The sequence below is a fragment of the Streptomyces sp. NPDC057137 genome, from assembly GCF_042670825.1.
GTDB lineage: Bacteria > Actinomycetota > Actinomycetes > Streptomycetales > Streptomycetaceae > Streptomyces.
On record NZ_JBHUUW010000006.1, the window covers coordinates 80,159 to 104,420 of the forward strand.

Below are 24,262 nucleotides of genomic sequence, written 5' to 3' on the forward strand. Positions count from 1 at the left end.
CACACTTATGTGGGCCCCCCACCAGCTTCGGTGCGGGGCCCACTTCTTGGCTGCTCTTGGTGGAGCTACCAGGTCGGACCAGCGAGTACTACTTGCTGATCTTGGTGACCTGGCCGGCGCCCACGGTCCGGCCACCCTCGCGGATGGCGAACTTCAGGCCCTCCTCCATGGCGACCGGCTGAATCAGCGAGACCGTCATGAGGGTGTTGTCGCCCGGCATGACCATCTCGGTGCCCTCGGGGAGGGTAACGACGCCGGTCACGTCAGTCGTACGGAAGTAGAACTGCGGGCGGTAGTTGTTGAAGAAGGGGGTGTGACGACCACCCTCGTCCTTCGACAGGATGTAGGACTGGGCCTCGAACTCGGTGTGCGGCGTGACCGAACCGGGCTTGATGATGACCTGGCCGCGCTCGACATCCTCGCGCTTGATGCCACGGAGGAGCAGACCGACGTTCTCACCGGCCTGGCCCTCGTCGAGCAGCTTGCGGAACATCTCGATGCCGGTGACCGTGGTGGTGGTCTTCTCGGTCTTGATACCGACGATGTCGACGGTCTCGTTGACCTTGAGCACACCACGCTCGATACGACCGGTGACGACCGTGCCACGACCGGTGATCGTGAAGACGTCCTCGATGGGCATGAGGAACGGCTTCTCGATGTCGCGCTCGGGCTGCGGGATCGACTCGTCGACCGCCTTCATCAGCTCGAGAACGGTCTTGGCCCACTCCTTGTCGCCTTCGAGCGCCTTGAGCGCCGAGACCTTGACGACCGGCAGGTCGTCGCCCGGGAACTCGTACTCGGAGAGAAGCTCACGGACCTCGAGCTCGACGAGCTCCAGGATCTCCTCGTCGTCCACCATGTCGGCCTTGTTCAGCGCGACAACGATGTACGGCACGCCGACCTGGCGGGCCAGGAGCACGTGCTCCTTGGTCTGCGGCATCGGGCCGTCGGTCGCGGCCACCACGAGGATGGCGCCGTCCATCTGCGCCGCACCCGTGATCATGTTCTTGATGTAGTCCGCGTGCCCCGGGCAGTCGACGTGCGCGTAGTGACGCGACTCCGTCTGGTACTCGACGTGCGCGATGGAGATGGTGATACCGCGCTGACGCTCCTCGGGAGCCTTGTCGATCTGATCGAAGGCCGAGGCCTCGTTCAGGGTCGGGAACTCGTCATGCAGCACCTTGGTAATGGCGGCCGTGAGGGTCGTCTTACCGTGGTCGATGTGACCGATGGTGCCGATGTTGACGTGCGGCTTAGTCCGCTCGAACTTCGCCTTCGCCACTGGGGTCCTCCTGGAGTGGTTCTGTACGCCTTACTCATCGGCGCCAGGTGATCTTTGCTGGGATGCCGGGGCCCGGGGCACCGGACACTTCGCGCGGTTTCCCGTACGCGGTGTCCGACGGCCCCAGGGCTTGCCGGTGACAAGCCTAAAGCGTGCTCGGGACGAGCTACTCGCCCTTGGCCTTCGCGATGATCTCCTCGGCGACGTTCCGGGGAACCTCGGCGTAGGAGTCGAACTGCATCGAGTAGCTTGCGCGACCCGAAGTCTTGCTGCGGAGGTCTCCGACGTAGCCGAACATCTCCGAGAGAGGCACGAGGCCCTTCACGAGGCGAGCGCCGTGCCGCTCCTCCATGGCCTGGATCTGGCCACGGCGGGAGTTGAGGTCTCCGATGACATCGCCCATGTAGTCCTCGGGCGTGGTGACCTCGACCGACATCATCGGTTCGAGGAGCACGGGCGACGCCCTGCGGGCACCTTCCTTGAACGCCTGCGAACCGGCGATCTTGAAGGCGAGCTCCGAGGAGTCGACCTCGTGGTAGCCACCGTCGAGAAGGGTGACGCGCACGCCCACCATCTCGTAACCGGCCAGGATGCCGAACTGCATGGCCTCCTGTGCGCCCGCGTCCACCGAGGGAATGTACTCACGGGGGATACGGCCACCGGTCACCTTGTTCACGAACTCGTAGGTCGCGTCGCCGCCCTCAATGGGCTCCATCGCGATCTGCACCTTCGCGAACTGACCGGTGCCACCGGTCTGCTTCTTGTGCGTGTAGTCGATACGCTCGACGGTCTTGCGGATCGTCTCACGGTAAGCGACCTGCGGCTTACCGACATTCGCCTCCACGCGGAACTCGCGCTTCATGCGGTCGACAAGCACTTCGAGGTGAAGCTCGCCCATACCACCGATGATGGTCTGGCCGGTCTCCTCGTCCGAGTGAACCTGGAAGGAGGGGTCCTCCTCCGCGAGGCGCTGGATGGCGACACCCAGACGCTCCTGGTCACCCTTGGACTTGGGCTCGATCGCGACCTCGATGACCGGCGCCGGGAAGTCCATGGACTCCAGGATCACCGGGTTCTTGTCGTCGCTCAGCGTCTCACCGGTGGTGGTCTGCTTCAGGCCCATGACGGCGACGATGTCGCCGGCGCCCACCGACTCGATCTCCTCACGCTTGTTCGCGTGCATACGGTAGATCTTGCCGATGCGCTCCTTCTTGCCCTTCACGGAGTTCAGCACCGCGGTGCCGGCCGTCAGGCGACCGGAGTAGATCCGGACGAAGGTGAGCTTGCCCAGGTGCGGGTCGCTCGCGATCTTGAAGGCGAGCCCGGCGAAGGGCTCGTCGTCGGACGGGCGGCGCTGGATGACCTTCTCCGGGTCCTTGACGTCGTGGCCTTCGATGGCGTCGACGTCGAGGGGGGAAGGCAGGTAGCGCACGACCGCGTCGAGCAGGGGCTGAACGCCCTTGTTCTTGAACGCGGTGCCGCAGAAGACGGGCGTGACGGTGACGGAGTCGGCCGCGCCCTTGGAGGCGAGCGTGATACGGCGGATCGCCGCGTGCAGCTGCTCCTCGGTGGGCTCCTGGCCCTCCAGGTACAGCTCCATCATCTCGTCGTCGTTCTCGGACACGACCTCGAGAAGCTTGCCGCGCCATTCCTCGGCGGCCTCGGTGTGCGTGTCCGGGATGTCGACGACGTCGTACATCTCGCCCTTGGTGGCCTCGGCGGACCAGACGAAGGCCTTCATCGACACGAGGTCGACGACGCCCTTGAAGTCCATCTCGGCACCGATCGGAAGCTGCATGACGATCGGAACCGCGCCAAGGCGGTCCGAGATCATGTCGACGCAGCGGTGGAACTCCGCGCCGGTCCGGTCGAGCTTGTTGACGAAGCAGATACGCGGCACGCCGTAGCGGTCCGCCTGACGCCATACGGTCTCGGACTGCGGCTCGACGCCCGCCACGCCGTCGAACACGGTGACAGCGCCGTCGAGGACGCGGAGCGAACGCTCCACCTCGACGGTGAAGTCGACGTGACCCGGGGTGTCGATGATGTTGATCGTGTGATCGACATCGTCGAGCGGCCAGTGACAGGTCGTCGCGGCAGACGTGATCGTGATGCCGCGCTCCTGCTCCTGCTCCATCCAGTCCATCGTGGCAGCGCCGTCGTGGACCTCACCGATCTTGTAGCTCACACCGGTGTAGAACAGGATCCGCTCTGTGGTGGTCGTCTTGCCCGCGTCGATGTGGGCCATGATCCCAATGTTGCGGACCTTGGCCAGGTCAAGCGAAGTGGTGGCCATAAGGCTCAATCTTCTCTCGGTCTCGATGTGGGCGCTGACTACCAGCGGTAGTGCGCGAAGGCCTTGTTGGACTCGGCCATCTTGTGCGTGTCCTCACGCTTCTTGACCGAAGCGCCGAGGCCGTTCGAGGCGTCGAGCAGTTCGTTCATGAGGCGCTCGGTCATGGTCTTCTCGCGACGGGCGCGGGAGTAACCGACGAGCCAGCGCAGCGCGAGGGTGGAGGCGCGACCGGGCTTGACCTCGATCGGCACCTGGTAGGTGGCGCCGCCGACGCGGCGGGACTTGACCTCAAGAGACGGCTTGACGTTCTCAAGCGCGCGCTTCAGCGTGATGACCGGGTCGTTGCCGGTCTTCTCGCGGAGGCCTTCCATGGCGCCGTACACGATCCGCTCGGCGGTGGAACGCTTGCCGTTGAGCAGAAGCTTGTTGATCAGCGAGGTGACAAGAGGAGAACCGTAGACCGGGTCGATGATGACCGGGCGCTTCGGGGCAGGGCCCTTACGAGGCATTGTTTACTTCTCCTTCTTGGCGCCGTAGCGGCTGCGGGCCTGCTTGCGGTTCTTGACACCCTGGGTGTCCAGGGAACCGCGGATGATCTTGTAACGAACACCCGGCAGGTCCTTCACACGGCCACCACGCACGAGCACGATGGAGTGCTCCTGCAGGTTGTGTCCCTCACCCGGAATGTATGCCGTGACCTCGATGCCGGAGGTCAGACGCACACGCGCGACCTTCCGCAGGGCGGAGTTGGGCTTCTTCGGGGTGGTCGTGAACACACGCGTGCAGACGCCGCGGCGCTGAGGGGAGCCCTCAAGGGCAGGCGTCTTGTTCTTCTCGACCTTGTCCTGCCGGCCCTTCCGGACCAGCTGCTGGATCGTAGGCACTACTTCTCCGGTTTCTGTGTGCCGTTAGTAAAACTAACCTGGAACACTCGCCGACCCACGCGGTCGGGTGTGTCGAATACTGCAAGATCCCGCTGGAGGCGAGGAAAGCGCAGATTGCGGTGGCCTTTAATCCGGACTCGCCATGCGGTTGAGGACACGCACAGGAGCCCAGGCACACCCCAGGCACAAGGTCTGAGCGTACCTACCTCATCGACTCCGGTCAAAACAAATGCCGTGGCCCCGGACACGCCGGATCCGTCGGGCGCTCTTCGTCACTCACCGCGTCCGCAGAAATGCCGAATCCCGCCGCATCTCGGTCACGCCCCACCCGGAATCGCCGGAAACTTCCACCACTGTCCCACGGCCCCACCAGTCACTACTTTGATTGGCCCATGTCACAGGGGGACAGGACCTGGCGATGACTACTGATGCGAGCAACTCGATGGACGGCGGCCTCGACGACCGTGTGCCCTTTCTGGCACGCCTGGAACGGGACGAACGCGCCCTGCTCCTGGGACTCGGCAATCCGCTGCGCTTCGCCGCCCGAGCACCCCTCATCCATCAGCAGGAGCCGTCGTCGCACGTCCTTCTGATTCTGCACGGCTGGACGAAGGTCACCGCGTCCGCGCTCAACGGCTACCAGGCGCTCCTCGCGCTCCGCGGCCCCGGCGACATCGTCGGTGAGTCGTCGGCCCTGACCGGACGGACTCGCTCGGCGACCGTCACCGCGCTGGAACCGGTACAGGCAGTCGCCGTCGAGTGCGAGCGCTTCAAGGGCTTCCTCGCCGATTCACCGCGTTCCGCGTTGCAGTTGCTGAGCCTGACCAGCGACCGGACCAGGGCGGCCGACCGGCGCAGGTTGGAGTTCGCCTCTCTCACGGTGCGTGAGCGGTTCGCCATACTGCTGCTCGATCTCGCCAGGTCCCACGGCAGGCGTACCCCGGAGGGAATCGAACTCGCCGTACCGCTGAGCAAACAGGAGCTGGCCGGATCCATCGGCGCCTCACGGGAGATGGTGCAGCGGCTGCTCCGTGAACTGCGTGAGCGAGAGGCCGTGGCCACGGGCCGCCGCGCACTGGTGATTCTTCGGCCGGACATCCTCCGCAGGCTCAGCAGCGCCGGCTGACGCAGCTCCGCCGCGCAGCCCCCCGGCGGTGGCGCTGGCACTGGCACTGGCGCTGGCACTGGCACTGGCACTGGCACCGGCACGCACCCACCGCCTTCCTTCTGTAAACACCGTCACAGTTCTTCTGCGTCATTCGCCCTCACGCCCGAACCGTCGGCCGCGCCACGCTTCGGGCACCTCAGGCGAACCACGAAAGGCGATCATGACCGACCCAGTGAGCCGCACCATCCTGCTCTTGGACATCGAGCGGTACAGCGACCGTGACGACGTCGAGCAGGCGTATCTGCGGCGCATGCTGTACGGCATCACCGATCGCACCCTCACGGTGGCCGGCGTCGACGAGACCAGCCGGCAGCGCGCCGACCGGGGCGACTCCGTGATGGAACTGATCGAGGCGAGCGTCTCGGTGACCGCTCTGCTTCGTACGCTGCTCACCGAGGTCCCCGCCCAGCTCCGCACCGTGAACCGGATGGCGTCGAGCAGCGCCCAGATCCGGCTGCGCGGAGTCCTGGCCTCGGGTTACGTCGCGATCGACGAGCGCGAGGGCTGGGTGGGTTCCGACCTCAACCACGCCTGTCGGCTGCTCGACGCGACGGTGCTCCGTGCGGCACTGCGCGAACGCGGCGACGACTTCGCGCTGTGTGTCTCGGAGTCCCTGTATCAGGGCATCGTGCGGCACGATCACCACGGTGTGCCCGCCGCCGAATTCCACCGGGTGGAGCTGGACAGCAAGAACGGCACGCTGACCGCGTATCTGCACGGTCCCGTCACTCGTATGCCCGACGCGGAGAATCCCAGCCCCGCCACGGGCAGCACCGACACCGGCGTGAGGGCCACTGCTCCCGACACCCCGGCCGCCGCTCCCGGCGCCTCGTACAACTTCTCCGGCGGGAGCCAGAGCTTCGGCGGCTCCCTCGTCAACGGCGATCAGAACATCCTCTCCGGCGGCACCGTCACCGGCGACGTGGTGCTCGGCACCAAGAACACGGGTGACCGAAGTTGAGTCCGTACGAACCTGACGGCACCACACCCGGCCAGGCGGCACCCGGCGGGCCGCGCGCCGACGCCGCGGAAGGCCCGCCCGACGACGACGGTGCCACTCCCGCCCAGGAAGAGACGGGAGCGGCCGATGAGGCGGAGCAGAAGGAGGAGTCCGACCGGCCGCAGAAGGCGTGGGACGCCCGCCGTGACCTGATCGACCACAGCCCCGCCTATGTCTTCGGTGACAAGACGCGGTTCGGCGGCTCCCTCGTCAACGGCGATCAGAACGTCCTCGCCGAGGGCAAGGTCACCGGCGATGTGATTCTCGGCACGAAGACCGTCATTCATCAGACGAGCTTCTTCGGAACCGGCCATGCCTCGGGTGAGATCCCGCACGAATCCCTGGAGCGGATGGCCGGGTTCGTCGTCACCGACGGTCCGGCGTTCGAGCGCGCCCTCCAGCACCTCCGCAGGGACCGCTTTGTGGTGCTGTCCGGTCCGCACTTCACCGGCCGGCGAACCGCCGCGCTCATGCTCCTGCACCGGCTGGGTGTGTCGTCCGTACGCGCCCTCGATCGCGGCACCTCGCCGAGCGGCCTCGCCCACCAGCTCGAAGGCGGTGACGCCGCCTCCGTCCATGGCCATGTGCTGTGCGATCTGGTGACCGGCCGCGATCTGCCCCTGCGTGAACCGCATCTGCTGGCGGCCAGGGACAAACTCACCGACCAGGACGGCTATTTGGTCATTACGGTGGGACCGAGCGCCGCGCTGGAGGATGTCTCCGTCGTCGCCTGGCACCCACCGCCCGCCGACGCGGTCCTCCACGCCCATCTGCTGGACCTGACACGCGATCTCCCGGATCCGGGGCCGAGCGGGCGGACGGTGGCAAGCGTGGCGCAGCTGGAACAGCTCCCCGCAGTCGTCGACTTCCTCAGCCGTGACCACCAACTCCGCGAGGTCGCCGCCTTCGCCGGGATCCTGGCCCGCCACGCCAGGGGCGAGGCGTCGGAAGCCGAGGTCACCGAGTTCTCCCTCGCCACACTGGAGAACCAGGTCCAGGAGTGGTTCGACGACCCGGCGACCCCTCTGCGCGACAAGGCGTTCCTCATCTCCCTCGCGGCCTTCAACGAAGGTCCCTACGCGCTGACGGCCGAACTGAGCGATCTGCTCTACACCTTGCTCCAGAAGACCGAGGGTGGCTCGTCCCGTATCCCGGTCTTCGGTACCTCGATCGAAAAGCGCCTCCAACTCGCTCGCGCCACACAGTACGAGGAGAACGAGGCCACCGAATGGGGCCCCGTCCCCCAGTCCAAGGCCGCCTACCGGGACGAGCGTGCCTCCCTGGTGCTGCTCCGCGAGGTGTGGACCGGCCATCCGTCAGCCCGTCCGGCGTTCGTCGGCTGGCTCCGGCGGCTCGCCGACGACGGCAGGCCGCTGGTCCGCAACCGGGCCGCCGTCACCGTCGCCATCCTCACCTGCGTCGATCTGCCCTCGGCCATGGCTCTGGTGATCGAGCCCTGGGCCACCGACAAGCTCTACCGGCGACGACTCGCCGCGGCCGGCTCACTCGTCCTGGCGCACCATCTCGACGCCCCGAATGTGCTGCGGATTCTCGACGGATGGTGCGAGGACGAAGAAAACGATCGGTTGCGCTGGACTGCCATCCGCGCCTACGCCCTGCTCGGCCCCGCCCAGCCCGAGGAGGCCCTGGCCGCCCTTCGCGCGGCCGCCCGCAGGCGGGACCGGCCCGGCACCGACACCGAGAGCCCCGCCTACGAGGAAGAGGGCGCCGAACTCGCCTCCGCCCTGGAGCTGTTGCTGCTCTCCACGATCGGAGAGCGCGTACTCCCCGAGATCTCCGAGCTTCTGCGCGGTGCCCCGTCCGAACACGAACTGGCGCTGCGGACGTTCTTGGGTGCCTGTGGCCGTGCCGACACCACGGGCCCGGATCCGACGGGGCGACCGCTGCTGCTGGAGTGGTACGGGCGTACGGCATCCGAAGGCGGGCGGGACGCCCACGCGATCGCGGCACTGTGGGTGGCGGCGCTGAACGACCTCACCTACACGACGCTCGCTCTCGACCGGCTCGCCGACTGGGTGCGTATCGCCGGCGACGACACGACCGCCGAGTGGGAACTCGCCTCACTGCTCGCCCTCCTCGCCGTGGGAGACCACGACCGACGCCGGCTCGCCCATCTGCTGCGCACGATGCCGGGCGAGCGCGGCGGCCCCCCACCTCCCGTAGCCACCCGCCTGTTGACCGTTCTGACGCCGTCGACCGTGAACTGACCCGAACACCACCGCCGACCACCCCTTTGAGGAGATGAGCCCATGCCTGATTTCCATCGCCCGCCCGAGTGGCAGCAACACGCCGACCGTAGCTCCGTGTTGACCGACCCCGTGCTGACCGTGCGGCAGCTGTCGCGCTTCCAGTACGCGGCCCGTAAATCCCCCCTGCGGATCGATCACGCCCTGGTGTTCGCCACGGCGCAGGGAGATTACGAGGCATTCCTCCCGCCGCTGCGGCCCACCCGTACCGAAGTGGCCACCAAGCGGTACACGGCCGTGTACGAGGTCGACATGGGGATCCACCCCCTGCACACCGAATTGGCACTGCCCAGCGACAACGACGCGTTCTCGTTCGGGGTCGGCGTCGATCTCTCCTGGCAGGTGGTCGACCCCGCACGCTTCGTCGACAGTCGCCATCGCGACGTGCCCGATCTGCTGCTCGGTGAGATCAGCAGGGCCGGCCGTGCGGCCACTCGGAACTTCGCGATCGCACGGAGCGCCGAGGCCGAACAGGCTCTGCTGCACGCCATTGATGTCTACGGTCCCCTCGGCGCGACCGCCGGTCTCCAGGTGAACTGGACGGTGCGGGTCCGCAGGGACGACGAGAACATCGAACACATGCGGCGGCTTCAGGCCCTGACCCACGCGGGCGCCGAGGAGATCCACGCCACTCGGCTCGGACAGACCCAGGACGTGGCCCACGACGAACGCGCGCGAGCGCAGGACATGCTCCAGCTGGGACGGGCGGAGGCGTACGGAACACGCCGGCACGAGCTGGTCCTGGAGCAGCAGAGGAGGGAGCACGAGCTGGCCCTGCTCCAGGGTGAGCAGCAGCTGACCATGCAGTCCGTCGAGGCACAGAAGATCGCTTTCTACCAGCATCATCTGGAAAGCGGTGGCGTCTCGGCCTGGGCACTGCACCTGTCCCAGCATCCGGACGACTCGCGACTGGTCATGCAGAGTCTGCACGAGGACCAACTGCGACTCGTCCAGTCGCAGATGGATCTGGTCACCCAGCTGCTCGGCGACGGTCAGGCCGAGCGGTTCGAGCTGGCCGGAGCCAAGGAGCTCGCTCTGCGGGCGGTGAACGAGATCCTGAACCAGCGGCTGCCAGGGGTCGCGAACGGGCCGTCGCCGTCGCCGCTGCCGGTGGAGATGGGGTCTGGCATCCACGACCACGAGCCGGCCCCTTCCATGCCGTCGGCGGCGCAGGTGTCGGAAGCACCGGCGGGGCCCGCGGAGCCGTACATGTCGCCTCCCGCGCCCCCGATACCTTCGTACGCACCGGCCGCAGGCTGGACGCCGCCTCCCGGATACGGCGTGCCGCCCTCGCGCCCGCCCTCGCACACGCCCCCTCCCCCCGCTGCGGACGAACACACGGGCGCGGATCCCACGGTCGACCGGGACGCCCCGCCTCCTCAGGCACAGCCGTGACCGTGCCCGAGCCCGTACCGGTCGTCGACGATGCCGCGACCCGCCTCCTCGCCGATCTGCGCACCGAGATCGCCAGGGCCGACAGCAAGGCGGCGGTGCTGGTGAGCGCGCTCGGTATGACGGTCACGGCGTTCGGCGCACTGCTGGCCGGCAGTAACTGGAGTCCGGCCGAACTCATCACCATGGCCGCCGCGGCGTGGTGGGTCGGCGCGGCCTCGCTCATCTCAGCTCTCTTCGCCCTGCTCATGGCGGTCCTGCCCCGCCACATCACCAGCCGGTGGACACCGGGACACCCGCTCACCTACTTCGGCGACATCCGGCGGGCGGTCGCGCTGGGGGTGCTGCCGGCCGCACTGGCGGCGACGGACGCCGACCCGCAGGCGGGACGGATACACGCGCTGGCCGAGACCAGCCGTATCGCCACCCAGAAGCACCGCTGGATCCGAGCCGGCCTCATCGCTTTCGTCGTCAGCGTCGTGCTGCTGCCGGGTGCCGCCGTCCTCGGCTGACCGCGACCCCCGGCACCCGTACGCACTCACCACCCGCGCACCCGTCCCTCATCAGGAGCACCTGACATGACGTACCCGCCGGAGCCGCAGCATCCGGGCGAGCCCGCCGCACCACCGAGGTACCCCACCGCACCACCCCAGTACCCGGTCCCTCCGCAGCGGTCGGCTCCGCCTCCGTACCCGCAGCCCCACTACCCTCAGAGCCCTCCCCCTCGGCCGGCGGCCGCCCCTGCGGCGCAGCAACCCGCCCGGCATCCGCATGAGATGGACTTCGAGCAGCGGCGTGCGCATATTGCAGCGCACCAGCGCGCCACCGACATCACGGCCTGGGGCCAACTCCTCTTCCACCTGCCGAACTTCGTGGCGAGCCTGCTGCTGATCGCGGGGATCTCCGTGACCCTGCTCGGCGATGCCTACTGGATCGCCCTGATCGTATGGACAGCCAGCGGCGCCCTGGTCTTCCACCGGCCGACCGAGAGCTTCTTCGCCACCTACTTCCTGCATCTGCGGCGGCCGTCCCCGGCCGAGGCCGCCAGGCTCGGCCCCATCTGGCGCGAGGTCACTCTGCGCGCCGGTGTCGACGGCGGCAACTACGAGCTGTGGATCGAGGAGAGCGACGACGTCAACGCCTACGCGGCGGCGGGCCATATCGTCGGCGTCACCCGCTTCTCGCTGGACCGGCTGCCCAGTGGCCAGCTCGCCGCCGTACTGGCCCATGAGCTGGGGCACCACACCGGCGGCCACGCCTGGTCCGGTCTGCTCGGGTTCTGGTACGCGCTGCCGGGCCGCTTCGCCTGGGTCGTGGTGCGCAAGGTGGCGCGGGCATTGATCGTGGTGTCATCGTTCCTGTCCCCACCCGTGACGGCGCTCATCGCGCTGGCTCTCGGCTGCGGACTGGTCGGCTTCGTCGCCACGGCGTGGTTCATCGTGCTGCCGGTGCTCCTCGCGCCCTATCTGCTCGCGGGGGTCAGCCGACAGGCGGAGCTACGGGCGGACCGGCACGCGGCCGCGCTCGGTTTCGCGCCGATGCTGGTCGAGGTGTTCGGGGCCATGCAGGCACAGGAGGCGGCGCGGGAGGCTGCCCATCTCGCCGCCGGCGGGGCCCCGCACCGGCCGGGGACACTGGCGAAGCTGCTCTCGTCCCACCCCGACCTGCACATGCGCGTGCACCATCTCCAGCAGGGGCCACCGCGGTAACGCCAGAGGGCGGTCACCCCGTACGAAACGGGGTGACCGCCCTCCGGTCGATCAAGCGACTCTCTTACTGGTTGTACGGACCGTAGTCGTAGTCCTCCAGCGGAACGGCCTGGCCGGAGCCCGTGCCGAACGGTGAGTAGTCGATGTCGTCGTAGCCGACGGCCGAGTACATCGCGGCCTTGGCCTCCTCGGTCGGCTCCACCCGGATGTTGCGGTAGCGGGAGAGACCCGTACCCGCCGGGATGAGCTTTCCGATGATGACGTTCTCCTTGAGGCCGATCAGGGAGTCCGACTTGGCGTTGATCGCCGCGTCGGTCAGGACCCTGGTCGTCTCCTGGAAGGACGCCGCCGACAGCCACGACTCGGTGGCCAGCGAGGCCTTGGTGATACCCATCAGCTGCGGACGGCCGGAGGCCGGGTGGCCGCCTTCCGTGACCACACGACGGTTCTCGGTCTCGAACTTCGAGCGCTCGACGAGCTCGCCCGGCAGCAGTTCCGCGTCGCCGGACTCGATGATCGTCACGCGGCGCAGCATCTGCCGGATGATGATCTCGATGTGCTTGTCGTGGATCGACACACCCTGCGAGTTGTAGACCTTCTGGACTTCGCCGACCAGGTGGACCTGGACCGCGCGCTGACCGAGGATTCGCAGCACGTCGTGCGGGTTGGTGGCACCCACGGTGAGCTTCTGGCCCACCTCGACGCGGTCACCGTCGCCCACGAGCAGACGGGCGCGCTTGGAGATCGGGAACGGCGTCTCCTCGCTTCCGTCGTCCGGGGTGACGACGAGCTTCTTCGTCTTCTCGGTCTCCTCGATGCGGACGGAGCCCGCGGCCTCGGAGATCGGCGCGACGCCCTTGGGCGTACGGGCCTCGAAGAGCTCGACGACACGCGGCAGACCCTGCGTGATGTCGTCGCCCGCCACACCACCGGTGTGGAAGGTACGCATCGTCAGCTGGGTGCCGGGCTCACCGATGGACTGGGCGGCGATGATGCCGACCGCCTCACCGATGTCGACCAGCTTGCCGGTGGCCAGCGAACGGCCGTAGCAGAAGGCACAGGTACCGACCGCGGACTCACAGGTCAGGACCGAGCGGGTCTTGACCTCCTCGACGCCCGCGGCGACGACCGCGTCGATCAGGACATCGCCCAGGTCGACGTTGGCCGGCGCGATGACCTTGCCGTCCACGACGACGTCCTCGGCGAGCATCCGCGCGTACACGGACGTCTCGACGTCCTCCGCCTTGCGCAGGACACCGTCGGCGCCGCGCTCGGCGATCCGCAGCTTGAGGCCGCGGTCGGTGCCGCAGTCCTCCTCGCGGATGATGACGTCCTGCGAGACGTCCACCAGACGACGGGTGAGGTAACCCGAGTCGGCGGTACGCAGGGCGGTGTCGGCCAGACCCTTACGGGCACCGTGGGTGGAGATGAAGTACTCCAGCACGGACAGGCCTTCACGGAAGGACGCCTTGATGGGACGGGGAATCGTCTCGTTCTTGGCGTTCGACACCAGACCACGCATACCGGCGATCTGACGCATCTGCATCATGTTTCCGCGGGCACCCGAGTTGACCATCATGGAGACGGGGTTGGTCTTCGGGAAGTTCGCGTTCATCGCCTCGGCAACCTCGTTGGTCGCCTTGGTCCAGATCGCGATGAGCTCCTGCGTGCGCTCTTCCTTGGTGATCAGACCGCGCTCGTACTGCTTCTGGACCCTCTCGTCCAGCGCCTCGTAACCCTGGACGATCGCCTTCTTCGCGTCAGGAACGACGATGTCGGAGATCGCCACGGTCACACCGGAGCGGGTCGCCCAGAAGAAGCCGGCCGCCTTCAGGTTGTCGAGCGTCGCCGCCACGATGACCTTGGGGTAGCGCTCGGCCAGGTCGTTGACGATCTCGGAGAGCTGCTTCTTGCCCACCGAGTAGTCGACGAACGGGTAGTCCTCGGGCAGCAGCTCGTTGAAGAGCGCGCGGCCCAGGGTCGTACGCAGCCGGAACGGGTCGCCCTGCTGCCACTCGGCGTTCGTCTCGCCGTCCTCGCCGACCGGCGGGGTCCAGCCGCGCGGCGGGATGGTGCCCACCGGGAAGCGGATGTCGACCTTCGCCTGGAGCGAGAGCTCGCGGTTGTCGAACGCCATCGTGGCCTCGGCGCTGGAGCCGAAGGACCGGCCCTCGCCGATGACTACGCGCTCCTCCTCGTCCGTGGTGAGGAAGAAGAGGCCGAGCACCATGTCCTGGGTGGGCATGGTGACGGGACGGCCGTCGGCCGGCTTGAGGATGTTGTTCGAGGACAGCATCAGGATGCGGGCCTCGGCCTGCGCCTCCGCGGAGAGCGGCAGGTGGACGGCCATCTGGTCACCGTCGAAGTCCGCGTTGAACGCGGTGCAGACGAGCGGGTGGATCTGGATGGCCTTGCCCTCGACCAGCTGGGGCTCGAAGGCCTGGATGCCGAGGCGGTGCAGGGTCGGAGCACGGTTCAGCAGCACCGGGTGTTCGGCGATGACCTCTTCGAGGACGTCGTACACGACGGTGCGGCCACGCTCGACCATGCGCTTGGCCGACTTGATGTTCTGCGCGTGGTTCAGGTCCACCAGGCGCTTCATCACGAACGGCTTGAACAGCTCCAGCGCCATGGCCTTCGGCAGACCGCACTGGTGCAGCTTGAGCTGCGGTCCGACGACGATCACGGAACGGGCCGAGTAGTCGACTCGCTTGCCGAGCAGGTTCTGGCGGAAACGGCCCTGCTTGCCCTTCAGCATGTCGCTGAGGGACTTCAGGGGCCGGTTGCCGGGACCGGTGACCGGGCGACCGCGGCGGCCGTTGTCGAACAGCGCGTCGACGGCCTCCTGCAGCATCCGCTTCTCGTTGTTCACGATGATCTCGGGGGCACCGAGGTCAAGGAGACGCTTGAGGCGGTTGTTGCGGTTGATCACACGGCGGTACAGGTCGTTCAGGTCGGAGGTCGCGAAGCGGCCACCGTCCAGCTGCACCATCGGACGCAGGTCCGGCGGGATCACCGGCACGCAGTCCAGCACCATGCCCTTGGGGCTGTTGCTGGTCTGCAGGAACGCGGAGACGACCTTGAGGCGCTTGAGCGCGCGGGTCTTCTTCTGGCCCTTGCCGGTACGGATGATCTCGCGGAGCCGCTCGGCCTCTTCGTTCAGGTCGAAGGACTCCAGGCGCTTCTGCAGAGCGGCGGCACCCATGGAACCGTCGAAGTACGTGCCGAAGCGGTCACGCAGCTCGCGGTAGAGCAGCTCGTCGCCCTCCAGGTCCTGGACCTTGAGGTTCTTGAAGCGGCTCCACACCTCGTCGAGCCGGTCGATCTCGCGCTGCGCACGGTCGCGCAGCTGCTTCATCTCACGCTCGGCACCTTCGCGCACCTTGCGGCGCACGTCGGCCTTGGCGCCCTCGGCCTCCAGCTCGGCCAGGTCGGTCTCGAGCTTCTTGGCGCGGGCTTCGAGGTCGGAGTCGCGACGGTTCTCGACCTGCTGACGCTCGACGGAGACATGCGCCTCCAGCGACGGCAGGTCACGCGTACGGCGCTCCTCGTCCACGAACGTGATCATGTACGCGGCGAAGTAGATGACCTTCTCGAGGTCCTTCGGCGCGAGGTCGAGCAGGTACCCCAGCCGGGACGGAACGCCCTTGAAGTACCAGATGTGGGTGACGGGAGCGGCAAGCTCGATGTGGCCCATCCGCTCACGGCGCACCTTGGCGCGCGTGACTTCGACGCCACAGCGCTCACAGATGATGCCCTTGAAGCGGACACGCTTGTACTTGCCGCAGTAGCACTCCCAGTCCCGGGTCGGACCGAAGATCTTCTCGCAGAAGAGTCCGTCCTTCTCGGGCTTGAGCGTGCGGTAGTTGATGGTCTCCGGCTTCTTCACTTCGCCGTGGGACCAGGTCCGGATGTCGTCCGCGGTGGCGAGGCCAATCCGCAGCTCGTCGAAGAAGTTGACGTCGAGCACTTGTCGTCAATCCCTCTTTCGGGGTCGAGTCTCAATTGATGGTCTGAGGGGGTCCCCCCACGCCCTCCAGGGCGTAGGGGGAGGGTCCAGAGGAGCCCCGGCCGCTCCGAGACGGGAGCGGCCGGACTACCCGTCAGACCTCTTCGACGCTGCTCGGCTCTCGCCGGGACAGGTCGATACCGAGCTCCTCCGCCGCGCGGAAGACGTCCTCGTCCGTGTCGCGCATCTCGATGGACATGCCGTCCGAGGACAGCACCTCCACGTTGAGGCAGAGCGACTGCATTTCCTTGATGAGCACCTTGAAGGACTCGGGAATGCCGGGCTCGGGGATGTTCTCGCCCTTGACGATGGCCTCGTAGACCTTCACGCGGCCGGTCACGTCGTCGGACTTGATCGTCAGCAGCTCCTGGAGGGCGTAAGCGGCGCCATAAGCCTCCAGCGCCCACACCTCCATCTCACCGAAGCGCTGACCGCCGAACTGGGCCTTACCACCCAGCGGCTGCTGGGTGATCATCGAGTACGGACCGGTCGAGCGGGCGTGGAGCTTGTCGTCGACCAGGTGGTGGAGCTTGAGGATGTACATGTAGCCGACGGACACCGGCTCGGGGAACGGCTCACCGGAGCGGCCGTCGAACAGGCTGGCCTTGCCGGAGGCCTTGACCATCCGCTCGCCGTCGCGGTTCGGGATCGTGGCCTCGAAGAGACCGGAGATCTCGTCCTCGCGCGCGCCGTCGAAGACGGGCGTGGCGACGTTGGTACCGGCGGCGACGTCGTCGGCGCCGATGACCTTCAGCCGCTCCATCCAGTCCTCGCTGCCCTCGACCTTCCAGCCCTGACTGGCGAGCCAGCCGAGGTGGATCTCGAGGACCTGTCCCGGGTTCATTCGGGACGGGACGCCGAGCGGGTTGAGGATGATGTCGACCGGGGTGCCGTCCTCGAGGAACGGCATGTCCTCGATCGGCAGGATCTTGGAGATGACACCCTTGTTGCCGTGCCGGCCGGCGAGCTTGTCGCCGTCGGTGATCTTGCGCTTCTGGGCGACGTAGACGCGGACCAGCTGGTTCACGCCCGGAGGCAGCTCGTCGCCCTCCTCGCGGTCGAAGACGCGGACACCGATGATCTTGCCGGTCTCGCCGTGCGGCACCTTCAGCGAGGTGTCGCGGACTTCACGGGCCTTCTCACCGAAGATCGCGCGGAGCAGGCGCTCCTCCGGCGTCAGCTCGGTCTCACCCTTGGGCGTGACCTTGCCGACGAGGATGTCTCCGGCCGTGACCTCGGCACCGATACGGATGATGCCGCGCTCGTCGAGGTCCGCGAGGACCTCTTCGGAGACGTTCGGGATGTCCCGGGTGATCTCCTCCGGGCCGAGCTTGGTGTCACGGGCGTCGACCTCGTGCTCCTCGATGTGGATCGAGGAGAGGACGTCGTCCTGCACCAGCCGCTGGCTGAGGATGATCGCGTCTTCGTAGTTGTGGCCCTCCCACGGCATGAACGCCACGAGGAGGTTCTTGCCGAGCGCCATCTCACCGAGCTCGGTGGCGGGACCGTCGGCGAGCACCTGGCTCTCGACGACCCGGTCACCCTCGGAGACGATGACCTTCTGGTTGACCGAGGTGCCCTGGTTGGAGCGGGAGAACTTGGCGATGCGGTACGTGGTGTACGTGCCGTCGTCGTTGGCGATGGTGATGTAGTCCGCGGATACCTCCTGGACCACACCCTCCTTCTCCGCCTTGATGACGTCACCGGCGTCGACCGCGCAGCGGTACTCCATGCCGGTGCCGACGAGCGGCGCCTCCGACGTGATGAGCGGCACGGCCTGACGCATCATGTTCGCGCCCATGAGGGCACGGTTGGCGTCGTCGTGCTCCAGGAACGGAATCATCGCGGTCGCGACCGACACCATCTGGCGCGGCGAGACGTCCATGTAGTCGACGTCGTCACCGGGGATGTAGTCGACCTCGCCGCCACGACGGCGGACGAGGACGCGCGGCTCGGTGAACCGCATCTCCTCGGACAGCGTCGCGTTGGCCTGCGCGATGACGAAGCGGTCCTCTTCGTCGGCGGTCAGGTAGTCGACGTCGTCGGTGACGACACCGCCGACAACCTTGCGGTACGGGGTCTCGACGAACCCGAACGCGTTGACCCGGCCGTACGACGCGAGCGAGCCGATCAGGCCGATGTTCGGGCCTTCGGGGGTCTCGATCGGACACATGCGGCCGTAGTGCGACGGGTGCACGTCACGGACCTCGAAGCCGGCCCGCTCACGGGACAGACCACCGGGGCCGAGCGCGTTCAGACGGCGCTTGTGGGTCAGACCCGACAGCGGGTTGTTCTGGTCCATGAACTGCGACAGCTGGCTGGTGCCGAAGAACTCCTTGATGGAGGCGACGACCGGCCGGATGTTGATCAGGGTCTGCGGCGTGATCGCCTCGACGTCCTGAGTCGTCATGCGCTCACGTACGACGCGCTCCATCCTCGCCAGACCCGTACGGACCTGGTTCTGGATGAGCTCGCCCACGTTGCGCAGACGGCGGTTGCCGAAGTGGTCGATGTCGTCGGTCTCGACGAGGATCTGGGTGCCGCTCTCGCCGACCGTCTCGGTCTCACCGGCGTGCAGCTTCACCAGGTACTTGATCGTGGCGATGATGTCGTCGGTGGTGAGCACACCGGCGTCCAGCGGCTCCGCCGCGCCGAGCTTCTTGTTCACCTTGTAGCGGCCGACCTTCGCGAGGTCGTAGCGCTTGGGGTTGAAGTAGAGGTTCTCGAGCAGCGTCTGGGCCGCCTCGCGCGTCGGGGGCTCGCCCGGACGCAGCTTGCGGTAGATGTCGAGCAGCGCGTCGTCCTGGCCCTGGGTGTGGTCCTTCTCCAGGGTGGCGCGCATGGACTCGTACTCGCCGAACTCCTCCAGGATCTGCTCGGTCGTCCAACCGAGAGCCTTGAGCAGGACGGTGACGGACTGCTTGCGCTTGCGGTCGATACGGACACCGACCATGTCGCGCTTGTCGATCTCCATCTCCAGCCAGGCACCCCGGGACGGGATGATCTTGGAAGAGAAGATGTCCTTGTCGGACGTCTTGTCGATCGAGGAATCGAAGTAGACACCCGGCGAGCGCACCAGCTGGGTCACCACGACACGCTCGGTGCCGTTGATGACGAAGGTGCCCTTGTCCGTCATGAGCGGGAAGTCGCCCATGAAGACGGTCTGGGACTTGATCTCGCCGGTCTCGTTGTTGGTGAACTCGGCGGTGACGAAGAGCGGGGCCGCGTACGTGAAGTCGCGCTCCTTGCACTCGTCGATCGAGTTCTTGGGCGGCTCGAAGCGGTGGTCGCGGAAAGTCAGCGACATCGACCCGGAGAAGTCCTCGATCGGAGAGATCTCCTCGAAGATCTCCTCCAGCCCCGACTTCCTGGGGACGTCCTGGCCGCTCTCAAGAGCTGCCTCGACACGCGCCTTCCAGATGGCATTGCCGAGCAGCCAGTCGAAGCTCTCGGTCTGCAGCGCGAGAAGGTTCGGAACCTCGAGGGGCTCCTTGATCTTTGCAAAGGAAATGCGCAGCGGGGCGGTGCTGGCGCCGTTGTTCGTATTCGTGGTCGAGGCGTTGCGCGAGGCGGCCAAGAGGGGGTCCTTCCGAGGGCTCGGACTCACTACGCGCGTACCGGTCCCGAGCTGGACACACCGGATGACAGGCCCCGAAAGGGCAGGTCAGCCGACGATGTCATGCATGGGGGTGCCCCTGGTGACGGGCAGGGAGCAGCTAACAGGCAGCGCAAAGGGTCAGTGTAGCCACTTGGCACACTGATGTCCAGGCCGGGTTTTGCGAGACCCTCGTTGTTCTCAACACCTTGTCTCAACTGCGTATCGACCCACGCCGTAGGCGCACATCGATCCTGCCCTCTTCGTCGCCGATCCATGCCTCGGATTCGGATCGATATCGCGACGCGTCCTGAGAATTGCGCGCTCCGTGCGGTTCGTCAAGGCCCCCCGCTCCGTACGGATCGTCACCGGTCGTACGGAAGGCACGGCGATGATCACCATACTCGCAGCCGGCCGAAGAGCAAGGAACCCCTCGCGGCAACGGAGAAGGGGGGGGGCCCCCAGCGGGGTGCCGCCCGAGGCGGAACACCAGGGCACAACCCGGGGGGGGGGGGGGCACCACGAGGGAGGGGGGGCGCGCGGCGGCACCGCCGCGGCCCCCCCCCCACCCCCCCCCCCGCGCCCCGGGCGCGGGGGGGCCCCCGCTGGGGGCCCCCCCCCTTCTCGTCAACGCTGTGCACCTCGCGGTGCGGTCGCCGTCACCTCGTCTCGCGGGAGCCGTCACGGCTCCCTGGGACGGATGTCGGCGAGGGTCCTACGAAGTCACTTGACCTCGACGGAGGCGCCGGCGGCCTTGAGGGACTCGGCAGCCTTCTCGGCGGCCTCCTTGGCGACCTTCTCGACGACGGGCTTGGGAGCGCCGTCCACGAGGTCCTTGGCCTCCTTGAGGCCCAGCGAGGTGAGCTCACGCACGACCTTGATGACCTGGATCTTCTTCTCGCCGGCACCCGTGAGGATGACGTCGAACTCGTCCTGGACCTCTTCTTCGACGACGACAGCGGCGCCACCGGCGGCGGCAGCGGCGACCGGGGCGGCAGCCTTGACGTCGAACTTGGCCTCGAACGCCTTGACGAAGTCGGACAGCTCGATGAGGGTCAGGTCTTCGAACTGCTTGAGCAGGTCGTCCTGGGACAGCTTCGCCATGGTGGCGGTCCTTCCACTAATTTCGGCAGGTGCCGGATGAATGTGAATGGCGGGCGTACGGGCCCGCTGCGACGCGGCGCCGAACTACTCGGCGTCGGCCTCGGCGGGAGCCGGCGTACCGGCACCGCCCTGCTCGGCCTCACGCTTGGCGCGAAGGGCGTCCGCGGTGCGGACGAACTCCGACAGCGGGGCCTGGAATGTCGCCGCGGCCTTGGCCATCGACGCCTTGATTCCACCGGCCACCTTGGCGAGCAGCACCTCGCGGGACTCGAGGTCCGCGAGCTTCTTGAACTCGTCGGCGGACAGCGCCTTACCGTCAAGGACACCGCCCTTGATGACGAGGTTCGGGTTGTCCTTGGCGAAGTCACGAAGACCCTTCGCCGACTCCACCGGGTCACCGGTGACGAAGGCAACCGCCGTCGGACCCGCGAACAGGTCGTCCAGCGTGTTGATCCCGGCCTCGTTGGCCGCGATCTTGGTCAGCGTGTTCTTCACCACGGCGTACTGGGCGTTCGCACCGAGGGAACGGCGCAGCTCCTTGAGCTGCGCCACGGTGAGACCCCGGTACTCGGTCAGCACTGCGGCGTTCGAACTGCGGAATTGTTCCGTCAGCTCGGCCACCGCGGCAGCCTTGTCGGGCCTTGCCATGAGCGTCGGCCTCCTTCCGGGTGATGAGGACCGCTCAGAAGGGGCTGAACAAGACGAACGCCCCGGCGCAAGCGCACGGGGCGTAGCTCAACCGGGACGAACCCGGGAACTCTCCTCGAACACCTACGCGGGTCGTCCGCTTCCAGCGGATCCTTCGGTCGCCTCACCCTCTTGCGAGAGCACGGCGACGACCAGCGGTCTTTGGCTTCCTGTGGAGAGTACGTGACGGAGTTACCCGCAGGCAAATCCGGTCGCCGGGGCCGTAAACCCGCCCCGGCGACCGGAATTGTGGATCAAGCACTTCCGGATCGCGCTCCGGACCGGCCCTCCGGAGAGGGCTGCCGGAGAGGGCTGCCGGATCAGCAAGAACCTCGGGATCAGATCCCGGAGTCGTCCGCGCCGGCGCCGGACTCAGCTCCGAGGTCGCCCAGCATCTTGAACAGGTCGACGGTGTCGGCGGCCGGCGGCGTCTGGACCGAGGCCTTGGCGCCATAGTCGCTGTACCGCGCGCTGATCTTGATGGCGCCGTCCGGGGAGTCCATCGCGACGTCCATCTTCACCGGGTAGTCGTCCTCGTTGACCCAGACCTCGGTGTCGTACCCCGTGATGCCCGTCTTCTCGATGTTGGCGAGAAGGTCCTTGCGCTCCTTGGCGCTGAGCACGTCGAGCGACTCGTTCGACTCCAGCATCTCGGCGACCGTGAGCGTGCCCTTGTAGTGCTGCGCCTCGACCCCGTCGACCTTCTCGGAGCCGACGTGCTTCACGTTCGGCGAGTCCAGCAGCAGCGCGAGCTGCTGGGCCGGGTCCTGGTTCATGTTCTCCATGCCACCGGTGAGCTCCTTGGTGGCCGCCGGGTCGCCCGAGGCCTCCGCCGCCGCGGCCAGGTCCAGCTTCATCCAGCGCTTGCCGTCCATGTCCTTGGCCGCCTCGGCGCCCATGTCCATGTACATCGCGTTCTTGACCCACACCATCCGGATCTTCTCCGGGGCGTCGGGCTCGGCCTGCATCATCGAGCCGGACATGGTCATGTCCATCACCATGGGGTCCCAGCCCATGACGCCGGTCATCTCCATGTCGCCGCCCCCCGCGGCACCCGCCAGGCCCTCAGGCATCGACATCGTCATGCTGACCTTGGCCGACTTCGCGGCCGCCGTCTTCTCGTACGCCGCCGTCAGCACGTCCGTGACCGCGGAACGCGACTGCGGCGCGTCCTTGGCCGACGAACTCCCGGCGTTCTTCTTCGAGTCCGCGTCTCCGCTCTGACAGCCGGCGACACCCGCTACAACGGCCACTGCCGTCAGCGAGACGCCAACGCGCCCCCATGTCGACATGGTCATACCCCACCCCTTTTTTCGATGTACTTAGTTGAACGGTAACGCACGGGTATGACAGCCCGCGCACGTAAAAACCGGCCCCGACACCTCAACAGAGGTGCCGGGACCGGCTCTTGACACGCGTTGGCGCGACTTCCGTCCAGGATCAGACGGAGGCCGGGTCCTCCTCGACGAGGAGGTTACGAGTGCGGTTGGCGTCCAGCGGGATGCCGGGGCCCATCGTCGTCGCCAGGACCGCCTTCTTGATGTAACGGCCCTTCGCGGCGGACGGCTTGAGACGGAGGATCTCCTCCAGCGCCGCGGCGTAGTTCTCGACCAGCTTCGTCTCGTCGAAGGAGACCTTGCCGATGATGAAGTGCAGGTTCGAGTGCTTGTCGACGCGGAACTCGATCTTGCCGCCCTTGATGTCGTTCACGGCCTTCGTGACATCGGGGGTGACGGTGCCGGTCTTCGGGTTGGGCATCAGACCACGCGGGCCGAGGACGCGGCCGAGGCGGCCGACCTTGCCCATGAGGTCCGGGGTGGCGACGACGGCGTCGAAGTCGAGACGGCCCTTCTGGACCTCGTCGATCAGCTCGTCGGAGCCGACGATGTCGGCGCCCGCGGCGCGCGCTGCCTCGGCACGGTCACCGGTCGCGAAGACCAGGACCCGGGCGGTCTTGCCGGTGCCGTGCGGGAGGTTCACGGTGCCACGGACCATCTGGTCCGCCTTGCGCGGGTCGACGCCCAGACGCATGGCGACCTCGACGGTGCCGTCGAACTTGGTGGTGTTGGTGTCCTTGGCGATACGGACGGCCTCGAGCGGAGGATAGTTACGCTCCGCGTCGATCTTCGCGTCCGCGCTGCGGAGTGCCTTGCTGCGCTTCACTTCTGCTCCTGGTGATTCATTCAGGTGTGGAGTTCGTGGTACGGGCCGCGCATGGCCCTTCCACTTGGCGCGCCCGAACGGGCCCGCCGGGCGGGACTCAGCCCTCGACCGTGATGCCCATGGAACGGGCGGTGCCGGCGATGATCTTCTCGGCGGCGTCCAGGTCGTTGGCGTTCAGGTCGGGCATCTTGGTCGTGGCGATGTCACGCACCTGGTCGCGGGTGAGCTTGGCGACCTTCTTGACGTGCGGCTCGCCCGATCCCTTGTCCACACCGGCGGCCTTGAGGATCAGCTTCGCGGCCGGCGGAGTCTTGGTGATGAAGGTGAAGGAGCGGTCCTCGTAGACCGTGATCTCCACCGGCACGACCATGCCACGCTGCGACTCGGTCGCGGCGTTGTAGGCCTTGCAGAACTCCATGATGTTGACGCCGTGCTGGCCCAGCGCGGGGCCGACCGGCGGCGCCGGGTTGGCCGCGCCGGCCGAGATCTGGAGCTTGATGAGCCCCGTGACCTTCTTCTTCTTGGGAGGCATGTGCTCTCTCCGGGTCCTAGTGAGAGTGTTCCGGCCCAGTCATCCGGTCATCCGGATGCGGGCATACCGCGCAACGATAACGGGTATAGCTGCACGGCCAAAAACCGAGCAGGTCAGACCCTCTCCCGCGAGCGGGGAGCAACCCCCTGCGAGAGCCTGTCTGACCTGGTCGGA

At 67.2% G+C, this 24,262-nt stretch carries 17 protein-coding genes; 6 read left to right on the forward strand and 11 right to left on the reverse strand.

Going from position 1 to position 24,262, the window contains the following annotated elements; translation table 11 throughout:
- Positions 1 to 88: 88 nt before the first annotated feature.
- From tuf to rpsL, 4 genes are all read right to left on the reverse strand, one after another.
- Positions 89 to 1,282 carry an elongation factor Tu gene (tuf, locus tag ACFT9I_RS07605; protein ID WP_382561781.1) on the reverse strand — a complete coding sequence of 398 codons (1,194 nt, stop codon included), beginning with the start codon at positions 1,280 to 1,282 and terminating at the stop codon, positions 89 to 91.
- 166 nt (positions 1,283 to 1,448) lie between these two features.
- Positions 1,449 to 3,578, reverse strand: a complete 2,130-nt coding sequence (gene fusA, locus ACFT9I_RS07610; RefSeq protein ID WP_382561782.1) for an elongation factor G — start codon at positions 3,576 to 3,578, stop codon at positions 1,449 to 1,451.
- A 38-nt stretch (positions 3,579 to 3,616) separates the two neighbouring features.
- A complete protein-coding gene (gene rpsG, locus ACFT9I_RS07615) occupies positions 3,617 to 4,087 on the reverse strand; it encodes a 30S ribosomal protein S7 (RefSeq protein ID WP_023539364.1) in 471 nt (156 codons plus the stop codon).
- Positions 4,088 to 4,090: 3 nt separating this feature from the next.
- Positions 4,091 to 4,462, reverse strand: a complete 372-nt coding sequence (rpsL, locus tag ACFT9I_RS07620) for a 30S ribosomal protein S12 (RefSeq protein WP_003948652.1) — start codon at positions 4,460 to 4,462, stop codon at positions 4,091 to 4,093.
- Between the two features lie 418 nt (positions 4,463 to 4,880).
- Between rpsL and ACFT9I_RS07625 the strand changes: the two genes are divergently transcribed.
- From ACFT9I_RS07625 to ACFT9I_RS07650, 6 genes are all read left to right on the forward strand, one after another.
- A complete protein-coding gene (locus ACFT9I_RS07625) occupies positions 4,881 to 5,588 on the forward strand; it encodes a Crp/Fnr family transcriptional regulator (RefSeq protein ID WP_382561785.1) in 708 nt (235 codons plus the stop codon).
- A 202-nt stretch (positions 5,589 to 5,790) separates the two neighbouring features.
- Complete coding sequence (locus ACFT9I_RS07630; protein WP_382561787.1) at positions 5,791 to 6,591, forward strand: hypothetical protein; 801 nt, start codon at positions 5,791 to 5,793, stop codon at positions 6,589 to 6,591.
- Entirely contained in the window at positions 6,588 to 8,858 is a 2,271-nt protein-coding gene (locus ACFT9I_RS07635) for a hypothetical protein (RefSeq protein WP_382561788.1), read from the forward strand. Before ACFT9I_RS07630 ends, ACFT9I_RS07635 begins: the two co-directional genes overlap by 4 nt.
- A 42-nt stretch (positions 8,859 to 8,900) precedes the next feature.
- Complete coding sequence (locus ACFT9I_RS07640; protein WP_382561790.1) at positions 8,901 to 10,292, forward strand: hypothetical protein; 1,392 nt, start codon at positions 8,901 to 8,903, stop codon at positions 10,290 to 10,292.
- Positions 10,289 to 10,801 (forward strand): Pycsar system effector family protein, encoded by a 513-nt coding sequence (locus tag ACFT9I_RS07645; RefSeq protein ID WP_382561792.1) that lies wholly within the window; start codon positions 10,289 to 10,291, stop codon positions 10,799 to 10,801. Before ACFT9I_RS07640 ends, ACFT9I_RS07645 begins: the two co-directional genes overlap by 4 nt.
- 264 nt (positions 10,802 to 11,065) lie before the next feature.
- A complete protein-coding gene (locus ACFT9I_RS07650) occupies positions 11,066 to 11,998 on the forward strand; it encodes a M48 family metalloprotease (protein ID WP_382561793.1) in 933 nt (310 codons plus the stop codon).
- Between the two features lie 64 nt (positions 11,999 to 12,062).
- On the opposite strand, the gene ACFT9I_RS07655 is transcribed toward ACFT9I_RS07650, so the two are convergent.
- From ACFT9I_RS07655 to rplK, 7 genes are all read right to left on the reverse strand, one after another.
- Positions 12,063 to 15,968, reverse strand: coding sequence for a DNA-directed RNA polymerase subunit beta' (locus ACFT9I_RS07655; RefSeq protein WP_354606540.1), 3,906 nt, complete (start codon positions 15,966 to 15,968; stop codon positions 12,063 to 12,065).
- 133 nt (positions 15,969 to 16,101) lie between these two features.
- Positions 16,102 to 19,584, reverse strand: a complete 3,483-nt coding sequence (gene rpoB, locus ACFT9I_RS07660; RefSeq protein ID WP_382561795.1) for a DNA-directed RNA polymerase subunit beta — start codon at positions 19,582 to 19,584, stop codon at positions 16,102 to 16,104.
- A 741-nt stretch (positions 19,585 to 20,325) separates the two neighbouring features.
- Positions 20,326 to 20,706 (reverse strand): 50S ribosomal protein L7/L12, encoded by a 381-nt coding sequence (gene rplL, locus ACFT9I_RS07665; protein WP_382561797.1) that lies wholly within the window; start codon positions 20,704 to 20,706, stop codon positions 20,326 to 20,328.
- An 84-nt stretch (positions 20,707 to 20,790) separates the two neighbouring features.
- On the reverse strand, positions 20,791 to 21,354 hold the full coding sequence (gene rplJ, locus ACFT9I_RS07670; protein WP_078075571.1) for a 50S ribosomal protein L10: 564 nt from the start codon (positions 21,352 to 21,354) through the stop codon (positions 20,791 to 20,793).
- A 377-nt stretch (positions 21,355 to 21,731) separates the two neighbouring features.
- A complete protein-coding gene (locus ACFT9I_RS07675) occupies positions 21,732 to 22,691 on the reverse strand; it encodes a hypothetical protein (RefSeq protein WP_382561800.1) in 960 nt (319 codons plus the stop codon).
- A 142-nt stretch (positions 22,692 to 22,833) separates the two neighbouring features.
- Complete coding sequence (rplA, locus tag ACFT9I_RS07680; protein ID WP_354606544.1) at positions 22,834 to 23,556, reverse strand: 50S ribosomal protein L1; 723 nt, start codon at positions 23,554 to 23,556, stop codon at positions 22,834 to 22,836.
- A 97-nt stretch (positions 23,557 to 23,653) separates the two neighbouring features.
- Positions 23,654 to 24,088 (reverse strand): 50S ribosomal protein L11, encoded by a 435-nt coding sequence (rplK, locus tag ACFT9I_RS07685; RefSeq protein ID WP_023539372.1) that lies wholly within the window; start codon positions 24,086 to 24,088, stop codon positions 23,654 to 23,656.
- Positions 24,089 to 24,262: the final 174 nt, after the last annotated feature.